The sequence below is a fragment of the Pontimicrobium sp. MEBiC06410 genome, from assembly GCF_053601615.1.
In genome coordinates this window covers 36052-58567 of sequence record NZ_JBSHNT010000155.1, presented here as the reverse complement: position 1 = coordinate 58567, position 22516 = coordinate 36052, and the positions used below count along the sequence as shown (strand labels likewise).

The window sequence follows — 22516 nt, the reverse complement described above, 5'->3', positions numbered from 1 at the left end:
TTCATCATCAAATAAAAAGTATCTTTAAAACTTCTATACAATCAATAATTACATTAAATGAAAAAGAGCTTACTCATTATCCTTTTTATATTATTCCAAATTTCATTATATGCTCAAACCCCTGGAGTATCTATATTCTACGAACAATTTTCAGGAGACACAAGAGAGTATATAGAATATATCCCAGGAAACCTCCCTATTATAATCTCTGCGCCACATGGAGGAGTAAAACAATCTGGAGCAACCGTAGGCGGTGTTTTTTATCCTGATAACGACAGTAGTTTAAATGATAGAAATTGTGGCACTAATGAAAGAGACGATAATACAGATATATTAATAAGAGAAATCCAAACAGAGATATTTAATCTTACAGGATGCTATGCACATGTTATTATAAATAATTTACATCGCTCAAAACTAGATCCAAACAGAGAACAAAATGAAGCTACATGTGGAGATCCTGATGCTTTAGACCACTGGAATGCATGGCATAGCTTTATAGATCAAGCAAGCACAGCAGTTGAAACTAATTGGGGTAAAGGATTGTATATAGATTTACATGGTCAAAGTCATTCTATCCCAAGAATAGAAATAGGATATAATATTACTGCTTCGCAATTAAACTCTTCAAACTTAAACACGGCAGCAATTATAACTAATTCAACGATTAAAAACCTTGAATCTAATAATATTACCAACCTATCTCATGAAGAATTAATTAGAGGTATTAACAGCTTAGGAGAATTATTTCAAAACGCCGACTACCATCCAAATAGTGATTTTTATGCTAATCAAAATTATCCAGGATGCACACGAAATGGAACTACAGGCTATAGGGCCATTCCAAGTAATTCGGATTATGGGAACTCAAGTTGTGATGACACTCGGCCTTTTTCGAATGCCTATTTTGATGGGGATTTTTATAACAATAAAAGACACGGTTCTGGCTCTGGAGCAAGCGACGGCTTAGGAGGAGGAGGAACAATAGATGGTATAATGACAGAAGTTAATAGACGCGTAAGAGACTTAGGAACTTACAACGGAGTTGTTTACGACACGAGACCACAAACTTTAGTTCCTTTTGCAAAAGATTATGCCGCTGGAATATTAAACTTTATAGACATTCACTATAATGACTTTGCTAAATTTAGCTATCCTTCTGCCACTTATGATATATTAGATCCTGATCCTTCCCCTACAATTCAAGGAGCTTCTGGAGGCCTTTTTTCAAGCACATCTGGTCTAGTAATAGATATGACAACGGGTATTATAGATGTCTCAGCATCTACTCCTGGAGATTATATTATTACATATGAAACTGGAACATGCAACTACTATAAAACAACACAAAATATAGAAATTACAAATACCACATTAAGCGTAACATCTTTTAATCGTGTTACATTTAAGTTACATCCAAATCCAACAAATGGTATTGTAAACTATTCGTCTAATGCTATAATTTCTAAGATAAAAATCTATACGCTTTTAGGTCAAGAAATAAATAAAACAGAGCTAAACACTAAAAGTGCCTCTATAGATTTATCTAGGTTAGAAAAAGGCACTTACCTCCTGTCCTTTTTTATTAAAGACAAATTAATAAACTCTAAACTAATAGTAAAAAATTAAAGCTTAGTTGCCTTAAGCTCAAAAATAAGAGGATATAATTTATCCTTTGTTGCATAATTGCCCGATTTGGTTTCTACCAAGTCGGGTAATACATTATATGGCGCTTCGTCGTATTCATTTAAGTATTCTATTTTTAACCCAGCTGCCGTTAATGCATTTATTACTTCGCTCAAACCATGATTCCAACCATACTCTTTGGTTATCATTTTAGAATCCACGTCAGCATAAGTTCCTTCGTACTCTTCATAAATAACCTCATCCTGCATATAGCCATATTTCATAACTGGCTTTTCTTCCAAATAATCAAACATCCAAACAATAGGATGAAACTCAACAATATAAAACGTTCCTCCTTTATTTAAACGCTCGGCAATCATTTGTCCCCATGGTTTTAAATCTGGTAACCAACCAATAACACCATAACTAGTAAATACAATATCGAACGTTTCTTTTACATGTTTAGAAGTCTCCAACACATTACAACAAACAAACTCCGCATCTAGATTCAATTCTTCATTCAACTTTCTAGCTAATTTTACACCCTCATCACTTAAATCTACACCTATACACTTAGCGCCTTTCCTACTCCAACTTAAAGTATCTTGACCAAAATGACACTGTAAATGCAATAGTGTTTTTCCACTAACATCTCCCAAAGCATTGAGCTCATAAGGCATTAACGAAGATTTCCCTGCTTTAAAAGCTTTCATATCGTACATATCACTTTTAGCATGTACTTTTACTTTATCATTCCAAGTGGCTTTATTTGCGTTAAAATAGTCTAAATTATCATTCATAGTTTAATAGCTTTTCTCAAAACTAGTCAATATTTCATAGCTTTGAAAAAAACCTTAAAAATATGTATCGTTTTCTTATTATTTCACTACTTACTTTAGCGTCTTGTAAGTCTGAAAACAAACAAGAACAAACAACTTCAGAAAAACCATTAACGCTAGCAGAAAATATTGCAAATGCACATGGTTTTAAAAACTGGAATAAGGTTTCCGAAATTCAATTTACTTTTAATATAGATAATAACGATAAGCACTATCAACGCTCTTGGAAATGGAATCCAAAAACTAATGCGGTAACCATGTTAACCCAAAAAGACACTATTACTTATTATACCACTAAAATAGATAGCACGAACATAAAAACAGACCAACGGTTTATTAACGATAAGTACTGGGCATTGTTTCCTTTTCAATTGGTTTGGGATACTACAGCTACCCTAAGCGAGCCAATTAAAGCAGAAGCGCCAATTAGCAAAGCCCCACTAAACAAAGTAACATTAACCTATACAAATACAGGTGGCTATACATCAGGAGATGCTTACGATATATTTTATGACGATAATTATATTATAAAAGAATGGGTATTTAGAGAAGGCAATACAACTGAAGCGTCAATAACAAACACCTTTGAAAACTACAAAGATTTTAATGGTATAAAAATAGCCTTAGACCATAAAAAAGCAGATAGTGATTGGAATTTAAATTTTAGTGATATCATTATAAAACTAGAGTAAATTATTTAATGAAAGAATTAAAAACTATAGATTTCTTTAATACAGAATCTACCATATGGATTGCTAATAAAACAGTAAACATCCCAGCTTACGATTTTAAATTTGAACCTCTATTCAAAATTAATCGACCAAGAATTGAAAATACTGTAGATATTTTTGCTAGAATTGGAGCCATTAGTAATTACAATGCAATTTATAGTTCTTTTTTGAATTATGGTTACAAACTAATACATACCCCAAAACAGCATTTGCTTGCCAGTGAGTTAGAACACTGGTACCCTATCATTAATAAACTAACTCCCAAAAGTAAAGTCTATCAAAATTTTCCTAGCCTTGAAACGTTTAATAAAGATTTTAATTTTCCTGTATTTATAAAAGGAAACAGACAAACCTCTAAACATAATTATAAATTATCTGTAGCTAAAACAAAAGAGGAATTTCTAGAAATCAAAGAAGCCTATAGAGAAAACTCCATTTTACATTGGCAAAAAGTTGTTATTAGGAAGTTTGTTAAGCTTAAACCAATAAATCATAATGTTGAAGGTAAAGTTCAACTCTCTTATGAGTTTAGAACATTTTGGTGGAAAAAAAGACTCGTAGGGTCTGGACATTACTGGTCTCAATACCTAGATTACAATTGGAGTGATGCAGAAGCAGAAACCGCCATAAAAGTTGCCCAAGAAGCTCCACAGTTAATAGATGCTCCTTTTTTAGCAATAGATCTCGCCCTAACAATAGATAACCAATGGATTATTATTGAATGTAATGATGCTCAAGAAAGTGGATATTGTGGAGTTAATCCTATGGAATTATGGAGAAACATTATTAAAATAGAAAAACAATGTGACACAAATTGAATTTCTAGAAGATTTTTTAGAAGCAATAATTTCTTATACAGATGATATTCAAGGTTACATCCAAAAACAGATGCAGATAAAGCGACTTAGAGTAATTTTAAAAATATATTAAAAGGACTTCTATTTATGAACAACCTATTCTTAACTTACAACTTACACCCCATGACTGATCCGTTCCTCTATTCCTTCAGCACCTTTTCTAATAATTGCTAAATAATCATCAATCTTCTCCAACTTAAAACGACTAGAAGGCCCTGAGACACTAATACTAGCAATAATTTCTTGTTGTTTATTAAATACAGGAATAGCAATACAAATAAGCCCCAACTCCAGCTCTTCCATATCTAAAGCGTAGCCTTGCTCTTTTATTTTAGTCAATTCTGTTAATAATAAACCTTTCTCGGTAATAGTGTGCTCAGTACAAGCTTCTAAAGAAACAACATCTAAATAATAGTTAAGCTTTTTTTCTGGAGAGAACGCTAACAACACCTTACCTATAGCAGTGCAATATGCCTTTTGGTAAGACCCTATTTGAGTACTAACCTTTAACCCCTGTGGACTTTCGGTTTTATTTAAATACAATACTTGGTTTTTATCCAGCACTCCAAAATGTACCGTTTCTTTAATTTCTCTTGCAATTTGCTCCAATGGAATTCTAGAATGCTTCCGTAACGATTTATGTATAGAGACTAGGTTGCCTAACTCAAATAACTTTAACCCCAATAAATACTTATCATCATCATTTTTCTGCAAAGCACCTAAGGCCTCTAAAGTACTTAATAAACGATAAGTAGTACTTTTATTATAACCCGTTTTTTTTGCTAACTCTCTTACACCCCATTCTTTTTGGTCGCCTATAAAAGCATCTAAAAGCGTAAACGCCTTTACAACCGATAAATTTAAATCTTTAGTATCGTTACTCATAACTCTATAATCGTTTTAAAATGAGTTTTTAAGAAAGAACAAATCTTCATTAAACTTTCCGCTCTCATTTTATTATTCAAAAATATTACGTATTTTTGAAACAGCGTTTCAATATATGAAACACTTTTGAATAAATTCAAATAAAACGACTATTTTATTTTACTAAAAATGAATAAAGCCACCTTAAGTTACGCCAAAGCACAAGACCAACAAGACGAATTAGCTCACTACAGACAGCAATTCCACATCCCAAAAGATAAAAACGGAAACGAATTAATTTATTTATGCGGAAATTCGCTTGGTTTACAGCCAAAATCTACCAAAGAGTATATAAATCAAGAACTAGAAGATTGGGCTAATCTTGGAGTTGAAGGCCATACAGAAGCTAAAAACCCATGGTTACCATACCATGAATTTCTTACAGAAAGCATGGCTAAAGTTGTTGGAGCGAAGCCAATAGAAGTCGTCGTAATGAATACCCTAACGGCTAACCTACACTTTATGATGGTTAGTTTCTATAAACCAACGCCAAAACGTTATAAAATTTTAATAGAAGCAGATGCTTTCCCTAGTGATAAATATGCAGTAGAATCACAATTACGTCATCATGGCTATGATGATAAAGAAGGTGTTATATTATGGAAAGCCAGAGAAGGAGAAGAATTAGCACGCTATGAGGATCTAGAAGCCATAATGGAAACACACGGAGACGAAATTGCTTTAATTATGATTGGTGGTGTAAACTATTACACAGGACAGTTTTTCAATTTAAAACGCATTACAGAACTAGGTCATAAAAATGGCTGTGTTGTAGGTTTCGATTGTGCACACGGCGCAGGAAATGTAAATTTAGATTTACATAATTCAGGAGCAGATTTCGCAGTTTGGTGTACATATAAATACATGAATTCTGGACCAGGAAGTTTATCAGGATGCTTTGTTCACGAACGTCATGCACACGATAAAAACTTAAATCGTTTTGCAGGTTGGTGGAGCCACAATAAAAACACGCGTTTTAACATGCGTGGTGAGTTTGATGTTTTACCAGGAGCAGAAGGCTGGCAACTCTCTAACCCTCCAATATTATCTATGGCAGCAATAAAAGCCTCTGCCGATATGTTTAACGAAGTTGGCATGGATAAATTAATTGCCAAATCTAAAAAGCTAACTGGGTATTTTGAATATTTAATTAATGAATTAAACAATTCAGATATAAAAATAATAACACCAAGCAACCCAGACGAGCGCGGTTGCCAATTGTCTATACAAGTTAAAAATGCTGATAGAGCATTACACAATAAATTAACAGAAGCAGGCGTAATTAGCGATTGGAGAGAACCAGACGTAATACGTTGCGCTCCTGTGCCATTATACAACTCGTTCGAGGATGTATTTAACATGGTAGAAAAATTAAAAACCTTATTAAATGCCTAAAAAAGACAACATACTTATAATAGGTGCTGGATTATGCGGATCTTTATTAGCATTACGTCTAGCGCAAAGAGGCTATACTGTAAACGTATACGAAAGTAGACCAGATTTAAGAACCACGGATATTTCTGCTGGTCGTTCTATAAATTTAGCGTTATCAGATCGTGGATTAAAAGCTATGCGTTTAGCAGGAGTAGAAAACAAAGTAAAGCCACTATGCATCCCAATGTATGGGCGCTTAATACATGATGTAGAAGGTAACACCTTCCCCTCTAACTATTCTGGAAGAGATGGAGAATACATTAACTCTATCTCTAGAGGCGAACTTAATGGCTTACTATTAACTGAAGCAGATGCTTACGATAATCTTACCATTCATTTTAATAAAAAATGTAATGGCGTTGATATAGAAAATAACGAAGCATCATTTTACGATTATAAAACCAAAGCCGATTTTAAAGTCTCTGCAGATGTCATCTTCGGAACAGACGGTGCAGGGTCTTCCTTACGTAAAAGCTACTATTTAGAACGTAAATTCTTATTTAGCTATTCGCAAAACTATTTAACCCATGGTTACAAGGAGTTAGAAATACCAGCATCTAAAAATGGAGAACACCAAATAAGTAAGGACTACTTGCATATTTGGCCAAGAGGGAATTATATGTTAATTGCCTTACCAAACCTTGATGGGAGTTTTACCGTTACCCTATTTTTAAGTTACGAAGAAGGAAAATATAACTTTAAAAATTTAGAAACCGAAAAAGATATTAAAGCATTTTTTGAAGCGCAATTTCCAGATGCACTAGCATTAATACCAAACATAGCAGAAGAATTTGCAAACAACCCAACAGGCGCATTAGGAACAGTAAAGTGCTCACCATGGCACTACAAAAACAAGACCGTTTTAATGGGAGATGCTGCCCATGCCATAGTACCTTTTTACGGACAAGGCATGAACGCTTCCTTTGAAGATGTTACTGTTTTTGATGCTATTTTAGAACAACATGAAGGTGATTGGGAAACCATTTTTAAAGTTTATGAAAGTTCTAGAAAAGCAGATACAGATGCTATTGCAGATTTAGCCATAGACAATTATTACGAAATGAGAGATCATGTCGCGAATCCTATATTTAAAGAAAAGCGTTCTATAGAAATGGCTTTAGAAAAAAACTTTCCAGAAGCTTATTTCTCTAAATATTCTATGGTTACCTTTAATGAAGATATTCCTTATAATGAAGCCATGAAAAAAGGAAGAGCACAAGACAAAGCCATTTTAAATATGATTACCGATAATGAGTTGCATGACAATGACGATTTAAAAGAAGTACTAAAAAAAGTACAAGAAGAAACAAATAATATTCTTGAAGAAGATAAAATTGCAGGATTAAAATAAAGACATGGAAGAGAAAAAAGTAACACCAAGAGGCGCTTACCCACATGTAAAACGTGTAGGCGATTTTATTTTTGTATCGGGAACTAGTTCTCGTAGACCAGACAATACTATAGCTGGCGTAGAAGTTATAGACGAAATGGGAACAAAACGTTTAGACGCCTATGTACAAACTCAAGAAGTCATTAAAAACATAGAGCGTAACTTAGCAAAAGAAGGTGCAAGTTTAAAAGACGTTGTAGATGTTACTTCGTTTTTGGTAAACATGAATGACTTTGCTGGTTATAATAAAGCTTATGCTGAGTTTTTTAAAAAAGAAACAGGACCAACTCGTACAACAGTAGCTGTACACCAATTACCACACCCAGATTTGGTAGTGGAAATAAAGGTGATGGCTTATAAAAAACTGTAATGAAAGAAACTATTAAGTTAATTGAAAAAGTAACAGAATTTGCTATAAATCCAGATGTAAAATCTGAAAATAAAATTAAGGATTTAAAACAATTATTAGTTTCAATTTACGCAAAGTTTTTAACTATTGAAAAATTAGATAATGATACTAACTATAAAGAAAGTTATAGTTTAAGCTATGATGAAGTAAAAGAAAATGTTATAGAAAACTTCCCTAAACTTGGTTATTATAATCTAGTATTAGATAGCCATGATGTAGTTTACAAAAAAGGAGAAAGCGAACCATATGTAAACTTGGCTTTAGGTGATCCAATTGATGATATCTGTGACATATTAAAAGACTTATTAGAAGTTAAATGGAGATATGAAAATTACTCAAAAGAAAATGCTAATTGGTCTTTTATGTTTTTAATGAAAAACCATTCTGAAGAACATTTAGTAAACCTATTGAAATATTTAAAAGACTTAGAAGAATAAAAAATTAGAAATAATGACTATTCAAAACTACATAAACGGCAAATTTCATAATCCAATAGACAATAATTGGATAGACAACTATTGCCCTGCAAATGGGGAAGTCTATGGGCAAATACCTAACTCATCTAAAGCAGATGTACAAAACGCCTATATTGCTGCAAAAGCCACATTTCCTATTTGGTCTCAAACCACACTTGAAGAACGTAGTAGAATACTAATAAAAATATCTGAACTATTAGAAGCTAACCTAGAGCGTTTTGCAGAAGCGGAAAGTAAAGATAATGGCAAACCAATAAGTTTAGCAAAAGCTGTAGATATACCTAGAGCTGCTAGTAATTTTAGATTCTTCGGAAATGCCATTACGCAATTTGCAAGTGAGAGTCATGAAAGTACTGGGCAACAAGCTGTAAACTATACCTTACGGCAACCTATAGGTGTTGTTGGGTGTATTTCGCCTTGGAACCTTCCTCTCTATTTATTTACATGGAAAATAGCACCAGCCATTGCTGCAGGAAATTGTGTAGTCGCTAAACCTAGCGAAGTTACACCAATGACCGCATATTTATTAGGCGAAATTTGTACAGAAGCTGGTTTACCAAATGGCGTATTAAACATCGTTCATGGACTTGGAGGGGCAACAGGACAAGCCATTGTAGAACATCCAGATATTAAAGCTATTTCATTTACAGGAGGAACTGCCACAGGAGCCCATATTGCAAGAGTAGCAGCACCAATGTTTAAAAAACTATCCTTAGAGTTAGGCGGTAAAAACCCTAATATCATTTTTGCAGATTGCGATTATGATGATATGCTAAACACAACCGTACGTTCATCTTTTGCTAACCAAGGACAAATATGCCTTTGCGGTAGTCGCATATTTGTAGAAGAAACCATATACGAACAGTTTAAAACCGATTTTGTAGCTAAAGTAAAAGCTTTAAAAGTGGGACATCCATCTCATAAAGACATCAACATTGGTGCTTTAGTTTCTAAACCACATTTAGAAAAAGTAAAAGACTATATAGCTATAGCCAAAGAAGAAAACGGAACCATATTATGCGGTGGCAATGAAGTAACAGTTACAGGTTATGAAAACGGATACTATTTAGAACCTACAGTAATAGAAGTACCAAATGATGAGTGTAGAGTAAATCAAGAAGAGATATTTGGTCCTGTCGTTACCATTATGTCATTTAAAACCGAGGATGATGTTTTAGTCATGGCAAATAAAGTAAAGTATGGTTTATCTGCCACACTTTGGACCAACAACCTAAAACGCACCATGCGCTTGAGCAACCAATTACAAGCAGGAATTGTTTGGGTAAATACCTGGATGATGCGCGATTTACGCACACCGTTTGGAGGCGTTAAAGCCTCTGGCGTAGGCCGAGAAGGTGGTTTTGAAGCTTTACGCTTTTTTACTGAAGCTAAAAACGTTTGTATAAAATATTAATTCTCTCAAAAGCGAGAATCTTATAAATTGAAACTAAAATATTAACCATACGTCAAACTGAAGTTATTTTAGAATGACATTAAAAAATTCCTATTCACCTAGGAAATATTATGAATTTAAACTTAAACAACAAAAATGCCTTAGTTTGTGGAAGCACACAAGGCATAGGTAAAGCAACAGCTATGATTTTAGCTGAAGAAGGTGTAAATGTTACCTTAATTGCAAGAAACGAAGATAAATTAAAACAAGTCCTTTCAGAATTACCTGGACATAGAAACCATAGCTATATTGTTGCAGATTTTTCAAATCCAGAAGCATTAAAAACTAAAGTAGCTGAGTATGTTTCTAACCATCATGGGTTTCATATTTTAGTAAATAATACCGGAGGTCCAAAAGGAGGCCCTGTGTTTGCAGCTGAGGTAAGCGAGTTTGAAGCGGCTTTTACACAACATTTAAAATGCAATCATGTACTCGCCCAGACTGTAGTTCCTTTTATGAAAGAAACTGGTTTTGGCAGAATAGTAAATGTTATTTCTACATCGGTAAAACAACCTTTAGATGGTCTTGGGGTAAGTAATACTATTCGTGGTGCTGTTGCCAACTGGAGTAAAACTTTAGCGAATGAGCTAGGTGGTTTTGGCATTACCGTTAACAATGTTTTACCAGGTGCTACCGGAACAGAACGTTTAAGTGAAATTATAAAAAACAAATCGGCAAAAACAGGAATTAGTGTTGATGATGCTAGCCAAGCCATGAAAAACGCTGTACCTGCAAAACGTTTTGCTAAACCTGAAGAAATCGCCAATGCCATTACCTTTTTAACAAGTGAAGCCGCTAGTTATATTAATGGGATTAACCTTCCTGTTGATGGTGGAAGAACCAAAAGTTTATAATTCTTTTAATATATAATATCTAAAAAGGAATTAGTAAATTTATAAGCATATTGTTTGTCATTCCTGCGAAGGCAGGAATTCAAAAAAAACAAAACAACTTTAACATAGATTCCTGCCTTCGCAGGAATGACAAAAACATAAAACAATGAGCAACTTAGTATCGCCTTTAAATTTTAAAGCTTGGATTGAAGAAAACAGACACTTATTAAAACCACCCGTAGGAAATAAATGTGTGTGGAAAGATGGAGATTTTATTGTTATGGTCGTTGGAGGCCCTAACAATAGAAAAGATTATCATTATAATGAAACACCTGAGTTTTTCTATCAAGTTGAAGGAGATATTGTTTTAAAAATTATTGACAAGGGCACACCTAAAGATGTACATATTAAAGAAGGAGATATATACTTACTCCCTCCAAAAGTACCACATTCTCCTCAGCGCGGTGCTAATACAGTAGGCTTAGTTATAGAATATAAACGACCAAAAGGCATGAAAGATGCTCTGCTTTGGTTCTGCGAAAATTGCGTTACTAAATTATATGAAGAAGATTTTACAGTAGAAAATATTGAAACAGATATGCCAAAAATTTTCGATAAGTATTATAGCGATAAAGAGAAACGTTCTTGTCCTAACTGCGGCGAAGTAATGCAGCCACCTAGTAAGGTTAAAATTGAACAATAAAAATAAAATAGCTTCCACATAATAACAATAGGAATTACAAAACCAACTTATGAAACGTAAACTAAGAATAAACGGACACTCTCACTTATTACCTTACCCTGAGGAAATTCCTCAATTTATGAAAGACAAAGGTATTTTTTGGGTTGATAAAGACCGAAAATTTATGCTTCAAAAAGATTGGAGTCGTCCTGTAACAGATTCTAGTTTTTTCTTAGATGAAAAGCTAGAGTGGATGGAGCGTAATAAGTTAGACCATGCAGTTGTTTTAAATCTATCTCAATTATACGGAAATGGGTTACGTGTTGAAGAAATGAAAAAAGCCTTACGGTTCCAAAACGACTTTAATGCTAAAGTACAACACGATCACCCAAGTAAATTTACTTGTGGTTTTGTAGTACATCCAGGTTTTGTTCGTGGTGCTTGCTGGGAAATAGAACGTTGTGTAGAAGAGCTGGGCATGCAATTATTATGTTTACCAACACACTATATGGATACTATAGGTACTTGGCGTTGTATTTTTGATGAAGAAAACGAACCTATTTTTGAGCTCGCAAATAAATACAATTTGGCTGTAGAAATACACCCATACGATGGCGAAAAATTTATTAAACTAGAAAATACAAGTTGGCGTTTTCATTTAATATGGATGTTAGCACAATGTGCAGATGCTTACCACTTTTTAACACTTAATGGCTATCCAGATAAATACCCAAATATGAGAACCTGTTTTGCTCATGGTGGGCAATTAGCACAAATTAACTTAGGAAGACGTATTCAAGGGTTTGATGGAAGACCAGATTTATTTGAAGGTAAAACACACCCAAGAAAATCGGTAGGACATAAAAATATATTCTTTGACACTTTAGTACACGATACAGGTTCTTTAAAACTACTAGTAGAAAACCAGGGCTCTAAACAAGTTATTATGGGCTTAGACGATCCTTATCCGTTAGGAGAAATGGAAAGCGAAAACCAAAGTTCTTATCCTGGTAAAATATTAGATTTAGCTATGGAACGTAACATTATTAATAGTGAAGAGTATGATGCTATTTGGGAAAACAATGTTATACAATGGTTGTGTGGAGATGATACAGCTGCAAAACAAAAACTAATTAATAGAATTACAAACGGTTAGCATGATAGAAGTTGCCGAGTTTTATACATTATCGCATATTTTTATTTCTTTAATAGGCGCTATACTATTAATTGCTATTTGGTATAATATAAGGCAACGTTTTAAAGTTATTTTAGAGGAAAACGACACTCAAAAACGCGTAGATAAAGGATTACTGTATTTAAGTTTTGCCATGTTTGTTTGGGTTGCTTCTGGTATTTGGGCTTATACTGGTCAAATTTTTGAATTTAAATCTACAAATGGTTATTTATTAGGCATTCACTTCTTGTCTATTATAAATAATATGTTTTTGTTTCTTGCCTTGTTTTATTTTTATTACGCTCCAAGCTTTATCTATAATAACAAAAAGAATATTAAATCTATACTCGTAGTTATTGTTATTACTTCAATAATAACCTTTGGATTATCCTACTTTTTAAAAGACAACGATACTATAAACGGGCTTAACATAAGTGGTATTCCAGATCTTTTATTATCTGTATTTTTATGTTATTTGCTAGGTATTTCTTTATACAGAACCTTTGCCTTTAGAGGCTTAAAAATAGTAGGGATTATTTCTGTACTTATTATTATTTTAATGTTCTCCTCTCAACTCTCTGATGTTTTTATAAACTATGGAAACGAGTTTAGTAACAACCTAATTAAAATTATAGCTAAGACCTCTCTAATTTCTATTTTTTTAGTACTGGCAACAACTTGGGTTATTCGTTTAGCAAGTATGCCTAAACCTAATGAAATGACTATTAGTTTTATGGATTGGAGTTTGGTAAAAATTAGTATTCCTACAAAAAATGTATTTGAGCAAACTATAGATTTTGGTTCTAAAACAACACAATATAAAAATTTATTAAAGTTTGCTATTAGAAGAAAATACGGCGAAGGAGATTCGCAAAGTTTAGCTATTGGAGCTGCTGGAGAAATAAAAAACCAAACTTACCTAACAAGAATTATTGATAATATTAATTCTATTCTAGATCTAGACGATACACAACTACTAGAACGAAGAGATTTAGTAACCTTTATTGGAGAAGGGCGTTACCGTTTACGTATGATTCCTAACCATATAACTATAGACCCCACTTTACTAGAAGAATTTAACAAAAGTCCTGAAAACAAAGACTATAAAACCCTTTGTAACTCTTTGTAACTGTAATAACAAAACCTTACAATTCGTTATTTTTTACTATAATTAGTTACAGCTCTTACCCATAAGTTTATCTGTAAATAGATTGCCAACCAATCGAAAAATTTAGAACAGATGAACAGTAATAGTACTATTAAAACTAATCAAGCTTTTGGGCATCCTAAGGGGTTATTTTATTTATTCTTCGCAGAATTATGGGAGCGTTTTTCATTCTATGGTATGCGCGCCTTGTTAGTGTTGTACATGACCAAACAACTTTTATTTACAGACGATATGGCTTTTGGTGTGTATGCCGCTTATATGTCTCTAGTATATGTAACTCCAATGATTGGAGGCATATTAGCCGATAAAATTCTAGGCTTTAGAAAGGCTATTTTACTTGGCGGATTTTTAATGGCTCTAGGTCATTTTTTTTTAACTTTTGAACACCCAATTTTCTTTTATGGTTCTCTAGCTTTAGTTATTGTTGGTAATGGTTTTTTTAAGCCTAACATATCTTCTTTTGTTGGTGATTTATATAAACAGGGAGATGCTAGACGAGATGCTGGATTTACTATTTTTTATCTAGGCATAAATATAGGGGCAGCAGTAGCTCCTTTAGCCTGTGCTTGGTTTGCAGAAACTTATGGCTGGCATTATGGTTTTGTTTTAGCAGGTATTGGTATGGTTGCTGGTTTAGTCGTTTTTAGACAAGGATTAAAAAATAATGTTTTTGAAAACAAAGGGTTAGTACCTAATATAAACAACTATAATATTAAAACATTAGGTTTAAACAAAGGGCAATTAATAACAGTCATTGCTTTTTTAACGGTTCCATTATTTGCTTTAGTTATTCGTTTTAATGAGTTTGAACATTATATTGTATGGATAATTTCTCTCTTTTTAATTTGCTACATCGCTTACATTTATAGTACCGTTAGTCGTGTTGAAAAAAAACGACTCCTCGTTATTGTTTATTTTACTGCTTTGTACACATTATTTGCTGCAATTTTTGAACAAGCAGGAAGTTCATTAACCTTATTTGCAGATAGAAATGTAAACTTAGTAGGTATGGATGCCGCTGGGACTAATAGTATTAATGCAGGCTTTATAATTTTGTTTGCAATTCCGTTTTCTATGTTATGGACCTACTTAAGCCGTATTAACAAAAACCCAAACTCTGCTATTAAGTTTGGCCTAGGGTTACTCTTTTTAGGTATAGGGTTTCTTATTTTTGCCCTATCTGCTCATAGTGTAGACGAGTTTGCAAAAACATCTATGACTTATTTAGTTATTGGGTATTTAGTGTATACCATTGGAGAGCTATTCTTGTCTCCTATTGGGCTTTCAAAAATGACCGAGTTATCGCCTTTAAAATATGTAGCTTTTATTATGGGCGTTTGGTTTTCGGCTAATTTTTACGGGCATTTTTTTGCTGGAAAAATAGCTAAATTAACAACTGTTTCTAATGGAGAAACTAATCCTTTTACCGAAGGCATTTTTGGAGATATTGTAACCTTTTTTACAGGTATAACTCCAGAAACAGCATTACAAAATGGGGAGAATTTTCAACAATTATACTCCTACCTATCTGTTTATGCTTGCTTTGGTGTAATTAGTGCTATTGTTGGTATATTTGCAATAGTTATTTCGCCAATAATTAAAAAAATGATGTCTGGCATTAACTAATAGATAGTTTTAAAATTAGCTATAGAAATCAATTGACATTAAAACATAACGATAAATGTCAGTTCGAGTGATTTTACGAAGTGAAACGAAGGACAATTGTATCGAGAACAACTTTAAAAACGAGAACTTCTCGATACAAAATTAACCTTCATTGCATTACAATTAATTTCACTCGAAGTGACCATTAAAAATTAATTTTTTAATACAAACACATGCATTTTATACCTGAAGCATTAGATGATTATGTTGTAAAACATACAGAAAATGAACCTGAATTATTACAAAAATTAACCCGTGAGACTTTTCAGAAAATATTGCAGCCAAGAATGTCTAGCGGGCCATATCAAGGTCGTGTATTAAGTATAATCTCTAAATTAATTAACCCTAAAAACATATTAGAGATAGGTACATTTACTGGCTATTCTACTTTATGTTTAGCTGAAGGTATGCAAAGCGAAGGACAATTACATACTATTGATGTTAATGAAGAATTATTTGATTTTCAGCGCAAATATTTCGATGCTTCAGAATATGGCTCAAAAATCGTTCAGCATTTAGGTAACGCCTTAGACATTATACCTAAACTTAATACTACTTTCGATCTGGTTTTTATTGATGCTGATAAAGACAACTATGTTAATTACTTCAATTTAATTATTGGTAAAATGAACAAAGGCGGCATTATTCTTTCAGATAATGTATTATGGAGCGGAAAGGTTATAGAGCCTTTAAACCCTAAAGACAAAATGACTAAAGCAGTTTTAGAATACAATACTTTATTAAAAGAGGATGACAGAGTTGAAACGGTATTACTACCTATTAGAGATGGTTTAACTATTAGTAGAAAAAAATAACTTCGTATATTCACTATATGAAAAACTATGCTCCAGAAAACGCAGCTTTTAAACTTCCCTTTCAGTTTAACCCAATAAAACTAAAACAGGATTTAGATATTTGTTTCAATTACGATTTTCTACAAAATTACATTCCAGCTAATTATAATGGTAAAAATTATATTTTGCCATTACGCTCTATAGATGGAAAGTTAAATGCTCCTGCTGCCCTACCTAATCAACAACATAGGTATAAGGATACTATAGTCATGGAAAAATGCCATTATTTTAGAGAGAGCATTAATTTATTCTTATGCGATAAAGAAGCCATTAGATTAATGAATTTACCGCCTGGCGCAAATATAAATACACATGTAGATGATTTTTGCGGATATGAAGATGGTTTGTTTAGAGTGCATATTCCTATTACTACCAATGATGAAGTTTATTTTACATTAAACGACAAACGTATAGTTATGGAGTCTGGGCAAGTTTGGTACACCAATGTAAATCTACCACATAGTGTTGCTAATAAAGGTAATACTAACCGTATTCACCTGGTTATGGATTGCGTAAGAAATGAATGGTCTGATGAGTTATTTAAAACTCTTGGATATAATTTTGATTTAGAATATGACGTTCAAGAAACGTTATCTACCGAAACAATACAACTTATGATTAAAGAGTTGAAACTACAAAATACTCCTGCTTCAAAGCAATTAATAGAACAATTAAAGGAGCAACTATAAACCTACCTTCCCTTTAATTAGTATATATGTTATTTGTAACATATTAAATTTGTATTATTATCGTTATGTAGCTACAGCTTACTATAACTATGCATACACATTTACTTAAATTATTTCTATTAATAAGTTTTTTTTCTGTTGCTCAGACACCAGAGCAAACCGTTATTGCTGTTCGTGGTGATGGGATATATTCATTACTTAGAAAACATAATTTAAACCCTAGGCAATATTACAAGGCTTTTATTTCTTTAAACAAGAAAAAACTAACCAAAACTAATGGTCTGTTCATAGGTAAAACTTATATTTTGCCTAAAAAAGACACTACAACAATAAAAGTGGACACCTCAACAGTAGTAAAAACTAAAGCTACTACTGCTGCAAAAACTGTAGAGGCAAACAGTAAAATAATAAAAACTAGTACAGAAGTATCTAAAACTAAAGACTATCCCCTTTTTGGAAAAAAACATTCTAAAATAATTGTAAAAAGCAACAATTTAAAAGGCGCAGTATACTACTTAGTTTCTGGCCATGGAGGTCCAGATCCAGGAACAACGACTAAGTATAAAGGCAAATTAATTTCTGAAGACGAATATGCTTACGATGTTACTTTACGTTTGGCTAAACATTTATTGTCGCATGGCGCCAAAGTTTATATTATTATACAAGATGCCAATGACGGCATTAGAGATGAAAGCATACTAGAAATTGATTATGATGAAGTTAATTATAAGGGTAAAAAAATCTCTAAAAGCCAAAAACTACGATTAAGACAGCGTGCGCAAATTGTAAATAACTTATTCTTAAAAAACAGCGGTAAATACCAACGTTTAATTGTTACGCATGTAGATAGTAGAAATAGAAACAAAAATATAGATGTCTTTTTTTATCATCATAAAAAAAGCAAAAAAGGAAAACGTCTAGCCGAAAATATTCTTAATTCGTTTAGACAAAAATATGCAAAACACCAACCAAATAGAATTTATTCTGGCACTATTAGGTCTAGAGGTTTATATATGGTAAATAACACATTACCAGCTATGACTTATATAGAGCTAGGGAATATAAAAAATGCTAAAGATCAAAAACGTATTCTCAATTATAAAAACAGAGAAGCCTTAGCCAGTTGGATTTGCAATGGTCTTTTAAAGGACTTTAAAAACAAGTAAAAATTTATTTAACAACAATTTTTTTCACCATACTATTATTGCTTTCTTCATTATAGAAGCGAAATAAGTAGACTCCTTTTTGTAAACTTTTAAGGTTAATGTGTTTATTATTATAAGCTTTTGTTTTTAAAACTTTAGCTCCTAACAAATTATAAACCTCTAAGTCATAATTATTATTAGATGTAATTGTTACGAAATCTGTTGTTGGATTTGGTAGTACTTTAATATCGTTACTAACCAATTCGTATGTATTAACACTTAATTGTTCTTGGGTTATATTAAGTATATGATGGTGTTCTTTACAATTTTTACTTACAGTTAATACAACTTGATATGTGGAAGCTGCATTAAAATCGAACGTGTGGTTTGGGTTTATATCTGTACTAGTCTGTCCATCTCCAAAATCCCATAGTACGGCATCTGCATCATAATTTGAAGATTGGTTTATAAAATTAACAGATCCATCATTAACAGCTTCTATAGTAAACAAAGCTGTTGCTGTTAATGAAGAAATATTCCAATCGTCTAAATTATTTAACATTACATCTTGTGCTATTCCTCTAAAATAATTGGCTTCTTCGTTTGTTAAACCCGCATTTACATTAGAGTTTATAATCTCCTTTTTAAATAACGCATTATAAAACGTACAAGCTCCTAAAAAAGAACCTTTAGCATTTGGATGAATATCCCCATAGCCTCCCCATAAAAATTCAGAATCATCCGTTAGCATAGAAGTTTTAAAACACTCACCTACAGGCGCTAATGGAATTCCTGTTTCATTAGACATTTGTGTGATGTTATCTTTTATGAGTTGTGAGCGCTCTAAATATTGATCGAAACTTGCTTGGGTATCATCTACAATACCATAAGCTATTTCATAATAATAAATAGAAGCACATGGGCTATACTTTAATATAGAGTCTCGCAGTTGCTTACCTCTTTCTATAGTTTGATCTATAGAATATGAAAACCCAGGAGATTCATTAGATCCAGGTTGCAAAACCACGTAATCCCATGTTCTATCTCTAAATTTTTGATACAATGCAGCATTGTTTACATGATGCACAAAACCTGTTCCACCTGGCGTATGTTGGTCTAAGTCTATTTGGTAGCCTTGTTCTTCTGCAATAGCTTCAAAAGTTTGTGGTAAATTATTAAAATAGGTTATACTGTTTCCAACAAATAATACATCTAAGGGGGTGTTTTCAGTTTGAGAATATCCTATTACAGATACTAGAAAGACGAATAAAATAGTTATTTTTCTTTTCATATTTAATATTTTACTCAAATACGTTTATGACAGCGAAGATGTCTTTTAAACTTTTTGATTTCTAAATACATAACATCCTTATAAGTAAAAACCCTCAAAAATAATTATTTTTCAAGGGCTTTTTATTAAGGCTAAATTAACTTTATTGTACTGCTTGTAAAGCATCTATGTTACCATAACCAAAGTTTGAGTTTTTATTTGGATAAAATTCTGCCGACTGTTTTAATTTACTTAAAACTTGGGTTCTAGACCACGATGGGTGTTTTGCCCAAACTAATGCTGCTATTCCTGCTGTTGTTGCTGTTGCTACAGAAGACCCTCCTGTGTAACGTCTTTGATTATTATAAAATCCTAAAACTGGAGGATGTTTACTTGTGTTATTATCTCCTTCCATTATAATAGTAAAATCTATTTTACTACCACTATGGCAAACATCGCATCTTTCATAATTATTTCCATCTGTAACACCTGTTACTGCTACAGTTTCATTCATAGATGCAGGAAAAATAACACCATAACCATTTGTAAAACTTGTAGATGTTCCTCCTGCTGCAAAGATAAGTTTGTTCTTACTATAAGCATATTTAACAGCATCTTTAATGTTACCTATAGACCATACATAACCTATAGACATCGATATAATTTTTACATCGCTTCTATTGGCTAGTTGAGTTAATGCTGCTGAGACACCTTTACGCTCATGGTAATCGTTTAAAAGGACATCTTCTGTTGCTCTGTAGGCTACTAAATTAGCGTTATAAGCGACACCTACTGGCATTCCGTTATCGTTTCTAGGAGCTGCCATAGTAGAGGCCATTGCTGTACCATGTCCGCATTTATCGTGTGGCCCATCATAATTACTAGACCACCACCAATTAGAGTCTATAAAAGTACCGTATTTCTGTACGAATCGTCCATTTGAATATCCATCATTAATTCCTGAAGAATTTAATAGTACTTGCGACTGTGAAACTCCTGTATCTATTAACCCTATAGTTATACCTGCTCCTGTACTATAGTTCCAAGCCTGTGGTATATTATGCTTATTAAAATGCCAAGATACTTGTGCATTATTAGGTGCAATTGTCGTGTAATGTGCTGCATTAATACTTACTCCTGTTTTATCACAGCCAGAACTAGACTTTTGCTCTAGTTCCTTTCCAAAATGATTATAGCCATTAGGTTGTAAATAACGAATTCCTTTAGTTTTACGTAATTTTTGAATGGTTTTAAAGTTTTCAACCTTAACATCTATAACATTTATAATTTCATGCTCTATTACTGTTTCTTTAGAGCGTGTATAATTTTCATTTGCTTCAACTAATTTTAAAATATTCTCTTTAGTTGTATTTAATTTAGATGTTGGTGTTTCACTAAAACTTTGACCATCTTCTCCATAACCTATGGTTAAAATGTTATTACCATGGTATACTGCGCTCCACAGCATATGATCGCTTTCATTTTTCCAATCGAAAGTGAGCCCATGATTTAATTGTGTTTCAATTTTTGAATTAATTTCATTGATTGTGAGGGGTTGTGAGGGATCCTGTTGTATTGCTTTTAAAGTACTACTGTTTTCTTCCTTAGAGCAAGAAAACAACACAAACAACACTAATAAGGATGTGGTGATTTTTTTCATAATATTTTGGTGATTTATTAATATTTTACTAAATATATTAAATATTTACAAAATACTATGTATGCATAATACTTTAATCGATAAAAAGATAATTCAAACGAATGAATACTCGATCTATAAATTCATTTTAATGAATATAAACTAACTGATTTATAAAATAAGAGAAAGCTATTTTTTGTAGAATTAAAATCTACGTTTAACAGAACCTGTAAAATCCTCAAGATCGTCTTTTACTTTTTTTAGTTCTTCATTAACGTCTTTAGTAATACTGGTATCTATACCGTGTTCCTCAACACTTTTAGTAATTTCGCCTTTAATATCGTTAGTAGCATCTTTAAGTGTACGCATTCCTTTACCAAGACCACGTGCAATTTCTGGTACTTTATCTGCACCAAAAACCATAAGTACAATAATAAGAATAACGCCTATTTCTGCTCCACTTATAAATAAAAATGTTGTTAACTGTATCACACTACAAATATAGTGAGTTGTTTTTAATACTATAAAATAATTCCAATAAAAAACCCTTTAAAGTAAATACTTTAAAGGGTTTAACATTTTATTAAAAAATAATACTATATAGTAAAATCTCCTTTTGCTTTATGTTCGCTAGTTTCGTAACGCTCTACACATTTATTAAGAATATCGTATGCTTCTTTAGCATCTCCCCATCCACCTACATCTACTTTCTTTTTTTCTAAGTCTTTATATACTTGAAAAAAGTGTGTAATTTCTTTAATACGGTGCGGATTTAAATCTCCTAAATCATTATAACTATTCCAAATTGGGTCTGTTACTGGCACACATATTAGTTTTTCATCTGGCCCTTTTTCGTCAGCCATGTGGAATACTCCAATAGGCTTAACCTCTACAACACACATTGGAAATGTAGGCTCTGTTCCCATTACTAAAACATCTAATGGATCTCCATCTAATGCTAAAGTTTCTGGAATAAAACCGTAATCTCCCGGATACATCATAGATGAGAACAACATACGATCGAAACGGATTTTCTTTAAATCGAAATCGTATTCATACTTATTTCTACTTCCTTTTGGTATTTCTATTAAAACGTCGAACGTTAATTTTCCTTTTGGACTCATTCAAAAATTTTATTTGTCATCCCTATTAAAACAGGAATCTATTATTATTCACTTTAATTAACTCAAAAAACAAGTGTTTTTCGGCGTGCAAAAGTACTGAAACATTTGAGTTTGTACAAGCAAATTAGGATTTG

22 protein-coding genes are annotated in these 22516 nt (G+C 32.5%); 16 read left to right on the top strand and 6 right to left on the bottom strand.

Annotated elements, in window-relative coordinates:
* Positions 1–57: 57 nt before the first annotated feature.
* Positions 58–1629: a T9SS type A sorting domain-containing protein gene (locus tag ACVC08_RS11335; RefSeq protein WP_452602109.1), complete on the top strand. Its 1572-nt coding sequence runs from the start codon at positions 58–60 to the stop codon at positions 1627–1629.
* On the opposite strand, the gene ACVC08_RS11330 is transcribed toward ACVC08_RS11335, so the two are convergent.
* Positions 1626–2426 (bottom strand): class I SAM-dependent methyltransferase, encoded by an 801-nt coding sequence (locus ACVC08_RS11330; protein ID WP_452602108.1) that lies wholly within the window; start codon positions 2424–2426, stop codon positions 1626–1628. The genes ACVC08_RS11335 and ACVC08_RS11330 overlap by 4 nt on opposite strands.
* A 62-nt stretch (positions 2427–2488) precedes the next feature.
* Here ACVC08_RS11330 and ACVC08_RS11325 point away from each other — a divergent pair, with 62 nt between their 5' ends.
* Both ACVC08_RS11325 and ACVC08_RS11320 read left to right on the top strand, forming a co-directional pair.
* Positions 2489–3157 carry a hypothetical protein gene (locus tag ACVC08_RS11325; protein WP_452602107.1) on the top strand — a complete coding sequence of 223 codons (669 nt, stop codon included), beginning with the start codon at positions 2489–2491 and terminating at the stop codon, positions 3155–3157.
* An 8-nt stretch (positions 3158–3165) separates the two neighbouring features.
* The gene (locus ACVC08_RS11320) at positions 3166–4014 is read left to right on the top strand and encodes an ATP-grasp domain-containing protein (protein WP_452602106.1); all 849 of its coding nucleotides are present in this window, start codon (positions 3166–3168) and stop codon (positions 4012–4014) included.
* Positions 4015–4167: 153 nt separating this feature from the next.
* Here ACVC08_RS11320 and ACVC08_RS11315 read toward each other — a convergent pair whose 3' ends face one another.
* Complete coding sequence (locus ACVC08_RS11315) at positions 4168–4938, bottom strand: IclR family transcriptional regulator (protein ID WP_452602105.1); 771 nt, start codon at positions 4936–4938, stop codon at positions 4168–4170.
* A gap of 168 nt (positions 4939–5106) precedes the next feature.
* On the opposite strand from ACVC08_RS11315, the gene kynU reads away from it, so the two are divergent.
* The 13 genes from kynU to ACVC08_RS11250 all read left to right on the top strand — a co-directional run bounded on the left by kynU (position 5107) and on the right by ACVC08_RS11250 (position 18370).
* Positions 5107–6372, top strand: a complete 1266-nt coding sequence (gene kynU / locus ACVC08_RS11310) for a kynureninase (protein WP_452602104.1) — start codon at positions 5107–5109, stop codon at positions 6370–6372.
* The gene (locus tag ACVC08_RS11305; RefSeq protein ID WP_452602103.1) at positions 6365–7762 is read left to right on the top strand and encodes an FAD-dependent oxidoreductase; all 1398 of its coding nucleotides are present in this window, start codon (positions 6365–6367) and stop codon (positions 7760–7762) included. The genes kynU and ACVC08_RS11305 overlap by 8 nt, the downstream gene beginning before the upstream one ends.
* A gap of 4 nt (positions 7763–7766) precedes the next feature.
* Positions 7767–8171: a RidA family protein gene (locus tag ACVC08_RS11300; protein ID WP_452602102.1), complete on the top strand. Its 405-nt coding sequence runs from the start codon at positions 7767–7769 to the stop codon at positions 8169–8171.
* Positions 8171–8647: a DUF5063 domain-containing protein gene (locus ACVC08_RS11295; RefSeq protein ID WP_452599363.1), complete on the top strand. Its 477-nt coding sequence runs from the start codon at positions 8171–8173 to the stop codon at positions 8645–8647. Before ACVC08_RS11300 ends, ACVC08_RS11295 begins: the two co-directional genes overlap by 1 nt.
* A gap of 13 nt (positions 8648–8660) precedes the next feature.
* A complete protein-coding gene (locus ACVC08_RS11290; RefSeq protein WP_452602101.1) occupies positions 8661–10100 on the top strand; it encodes an aldehyde dehydrogenase in 1440 nt (479 codons plus the stop codon).
* A gap of 110 nt (positions 10101–10210) precedes the next feature.
* A complete protein-coding gene (locus tag ACVC08_RS11285; protein WP_452602100.1) occupies positions 10211–10993 on the top strand; it encodes an SDR family oxidoreductase in 783 nt (260 codons plus the stop codon).
* A 145-nt stretch (positions 10994–11138) separates the two neighbouring features.
* On the top strand, positions 11139–11675 hold the full coding sequence (locus ACVC08_RS11280) for a 3-hydroxyanthranilate 3,4-dioxygenase (RefSeq protein WP_452602099.1): 537 nt from the start codon (positions 11139–11141) through the stop codon (positions 11673–11675).
* 49 nt (positions 11676–11724) lie between these two features.
* Positions 11725–12810, top strand: coding sequence for an amidohydrolase family protein (locus ACVC08_RS11275; protein ID WP_452600122.1), 1086 nt, complete (start codon positions 11725–11727; stop codon positions 12808–12810).
* Between the two features lies 1 nt (position 12811).
* Entirely contained in the window at positions 12812–13957 is a 1146-nt protein-coding gene (locus tag ACVC08_RS11270; protein ID WP_452600121.1) for a hypothetical protein, read from the top strand.
* 111 nt (positions 13958–14068) lie between these two features.
* Positions 14069–15622, top strand: a complete 1554-nt coding sequence (locus ACVC08_RS11265; RefSeq protein ID WP_452600120.1) for a peptide MFS transporter — start codon at positions 14069–14071, stop codon at positions 15620–15622.
* A 212-nt stretch (positions 15623–15834) separates the two neighbouring features.
* The gene (locus ACVC08_RS11260; RefSeq protein ID WP_452602098.1) at positions 15835–16476 is read left to right on the top strand and encodes an O-methyltransferase; all 642 of its coding nucleotides are present in this window, start codon (positions 15835–15837) and stop codon (positions 16474–16476) included.
* Positions 16477–16493: 17 nt separating this feature from the next.
* Positions 16494–17204 carry an aspartyl/asparaginyl beta-hydroxylase domain-containing protein gene (locus ACVC08_RS11255; RefSeq protein ID WP_452598520.1) on the top strand — a complete coding sequence of 237 codons (711 nt, stop codon included), beginning with the start codon at positions 16494–16496 and terminating at the stop codon, positions 17202–17204.
* Between the two features lie 89 nt (positions 17205–17293).
* Positions 17294–18370, top strand: coding sequence for an N-acetylmuramoyl-L-alanine amidase family protein (locus ACVC08_RS11250; RefSeq protein WP_452602097.1), 1077 nt, complete (start codon positions 17294–17296; stop codon positions 18368–18370).
* Between the two features lie 4 nt (positions 18371–18374).
* On the opposite strand, the gene ACVC08_RS11245 is transcribed toward ACVC08_RS11250, so the two are convergent.
* From ACVC08_RS11245 to ACVC08_RS11230, 4 genes are all read right to left on the bottom strand, one after another.
* Positions 18375–19640, bottom strand: a complete 1266-nt coding sequence (locus ACVC08_RS11245) for a T9SS type A sorting domain-containing protein (RefSeq protein ID WP_452602096.1) — start codon at positions 19638–19640, stop codon at positions 18375–18377.
* A gap of 142 nt (positions 19641–19782) precedes the next feature.
* Complete coding sequence (locus ACVC08_RS11240; RefSeq protein ID WP_452602095.1) at positions 19783–21279, bottom strand: S8 family peptidase; 1497 nt, start codon at positions 21277–21279, stop codon at positions 19783–19785.
* Positions 21280–21462: 183 nt separating this feature from the next.
* Positions 21463–21750, bottom strand: coding sequence for a Sec-independent protein translocase subunit TatA/TatB (locus ACVC08_RS11235; protein WP_452598516.1), 288 nt, complete (start codon positions 21748–21750; stop codon positions 21463–21465).
* Between the two features lie 104 nt (positions 21751–21854).
* Positions 21855–22382, bottom strand: a complete 528-nt coding sequence (locus ACVC08_RS11230; RefSeq protein ID WP_452602094.1) for an inorganic diphosphatase — start codon at positions 22380–22382, stop codon at positions 21855–21857.
* Positions 22383–22516 lie beyond the last annotated feature (134 nt).

Excerpts from the sequence above, each read along its gene's own strand:
- ACVC08_RS11335 (WP_452602109.1), top strand. The coding sequence starts at position 58 with ATGAAAAAGAGCTTACTCATTATCCTTTTTATATTATTCCAAATTTCA.
- ACVC08_RS11300 (WP_452602102.1), top strand. The coding sequence starts at position 7,767 with ATGGAAGAGAAAAAAGTAACACCAAGAGGCGCTTACCCACATGTAAAA.
- ACVC08_RS11275 (WP_452600122.1), top strand. The coding sequence starts at position 11,725 with ATGAAACGTAAACTAAGAATAAACGGACACTCTCACTTATTACCTTAC.
- ACVC08_RS11230 (WP_452602094.1), bottom strand. The coding sequence starts at position 22,382 with ATGAGTCCAAAAGGAAAATTAACGTTCGACGTTTTAATAGAAATACCA.
- ACVC08_RS11285 (WP_452602100.1), top strand. The coding sequence starts at position 10,211 with ATGAATTTAAACTTAAACAACAAAAATGCCTTAGTTTGTGGAAGCACA.
- ACVC08_RS11265 (WP_452600120.1), top strand. The coding sequence starts at position 14,069 with ATGAACAGTAATAGTACTATTAAAACTAATCAAGCTTTTGGGCATCCT.
- ACVC08_RS11295 (WP_452599363.1), top strand. The coding sequence starts at position 8,171 with ATGAAAGAAACTATTAAGTTAATTGAAAAAGTAACAGAATTTGCTATA.
- ACVC08_RS11305 (WP_452602103.1), top strand. The coding sequence starts at position 6,365 with ATGCCTAAAAAAGACAACATACTTATAATAGGTGCTGGATTATGCGGA.
- ACVC08_RS11315 (WP_452602105.1), bottom strand. The coding sequence starts at position 4,938 with ATGAGTAACGATACTAAAGATTTAAATTTATCGGTTGTAAAGGCGTTT.
- ACVC08_RS11255 (WP_452598520.1), top strand. The coding sequence starts at position 16,494 with ATGAAAAACTATGCTCCAGAAAACGCAGCTTTTAAACTTCCCTTTCAG.
- ACVC08_RS11250 (WP_452602097.1), top strand. The coding sequence starts at position 17,294 with ATGCATACACATTTACTTAAATTATTTCTATTAATAAGTTTTTTTTCT.
- kynU (WP_452602104.1), top strand. The coding sequence starts at position 5,107 with ATGAATAAAGCCACCTTAAGTTACGCCAAAGCACAAGACCAACAAGAC.
- ACVC08_RS11325 (WP_452602107.1), top strand. The coding sequence starts at position 2,489 with ATGTATCGTTTTCTTATTATTTCACTACTTACTTTAGCGTCTTGTAAG.
- ACVC08_RS11245 (WP_452602096.1), bottom strand. The coding sequence starts at position 19,640 with ATGAAAAGAAAAATAACTATTTTATTCGTCTTTCTAGTATCTGTAATA.
- ACVC08_RS11240 (WP_452602095.1), bottom strand. The coding sequence starts at position 21,279 with ATGAAAAAAATCACCACATCCTTATTAGTGTTGTTTGTGTTGTTTTCT.
- ACVC08_RS11320 (WP_452602106.1), top strand. The coding sequence starts at position 3,166 with ATGAAAGAATTAAAAACTATAGATTTCTTTAATACAGAATCTACCATA.
- ACVC08_RS11290 (WP_452602101.1), top strand. The coding sequence starts at position 8,661 with ATGACTATTCAAAACTACATAAACGGCAAATTTCATAATCCAATAGAC.
- ACVC08_RS11330 (WP_452602108.1), bottom strand. The coding sequence starts at position 2,426 with ATGAATGATAATTTAGACTATTTTAACGCAAATAAAGCCACTTGGAAT.
- ACVC08_RS11270 (WP_452600121.1), top strand. The coding sequence starts at position 12,812 with ATGATAGAAGTTGCCGAGTTTTATACATTATCGCATATTTTTATTTCT.
- ACVC08_RS11280 (WP_452602099.1), top strand. The coding sequence starts at position 11,139 with ATGAGCAACTTAGTATCGCCTTTAAATTTTAAAGCTTGGATTGAAGAA.
- ACVC08_RS11260 (WP_452602098.1), top strand. The coding sequence starts at position 15,835 with ATGCATTTTATACCTGAAGCATTAGATGATTATGTTGTAAAACATACA.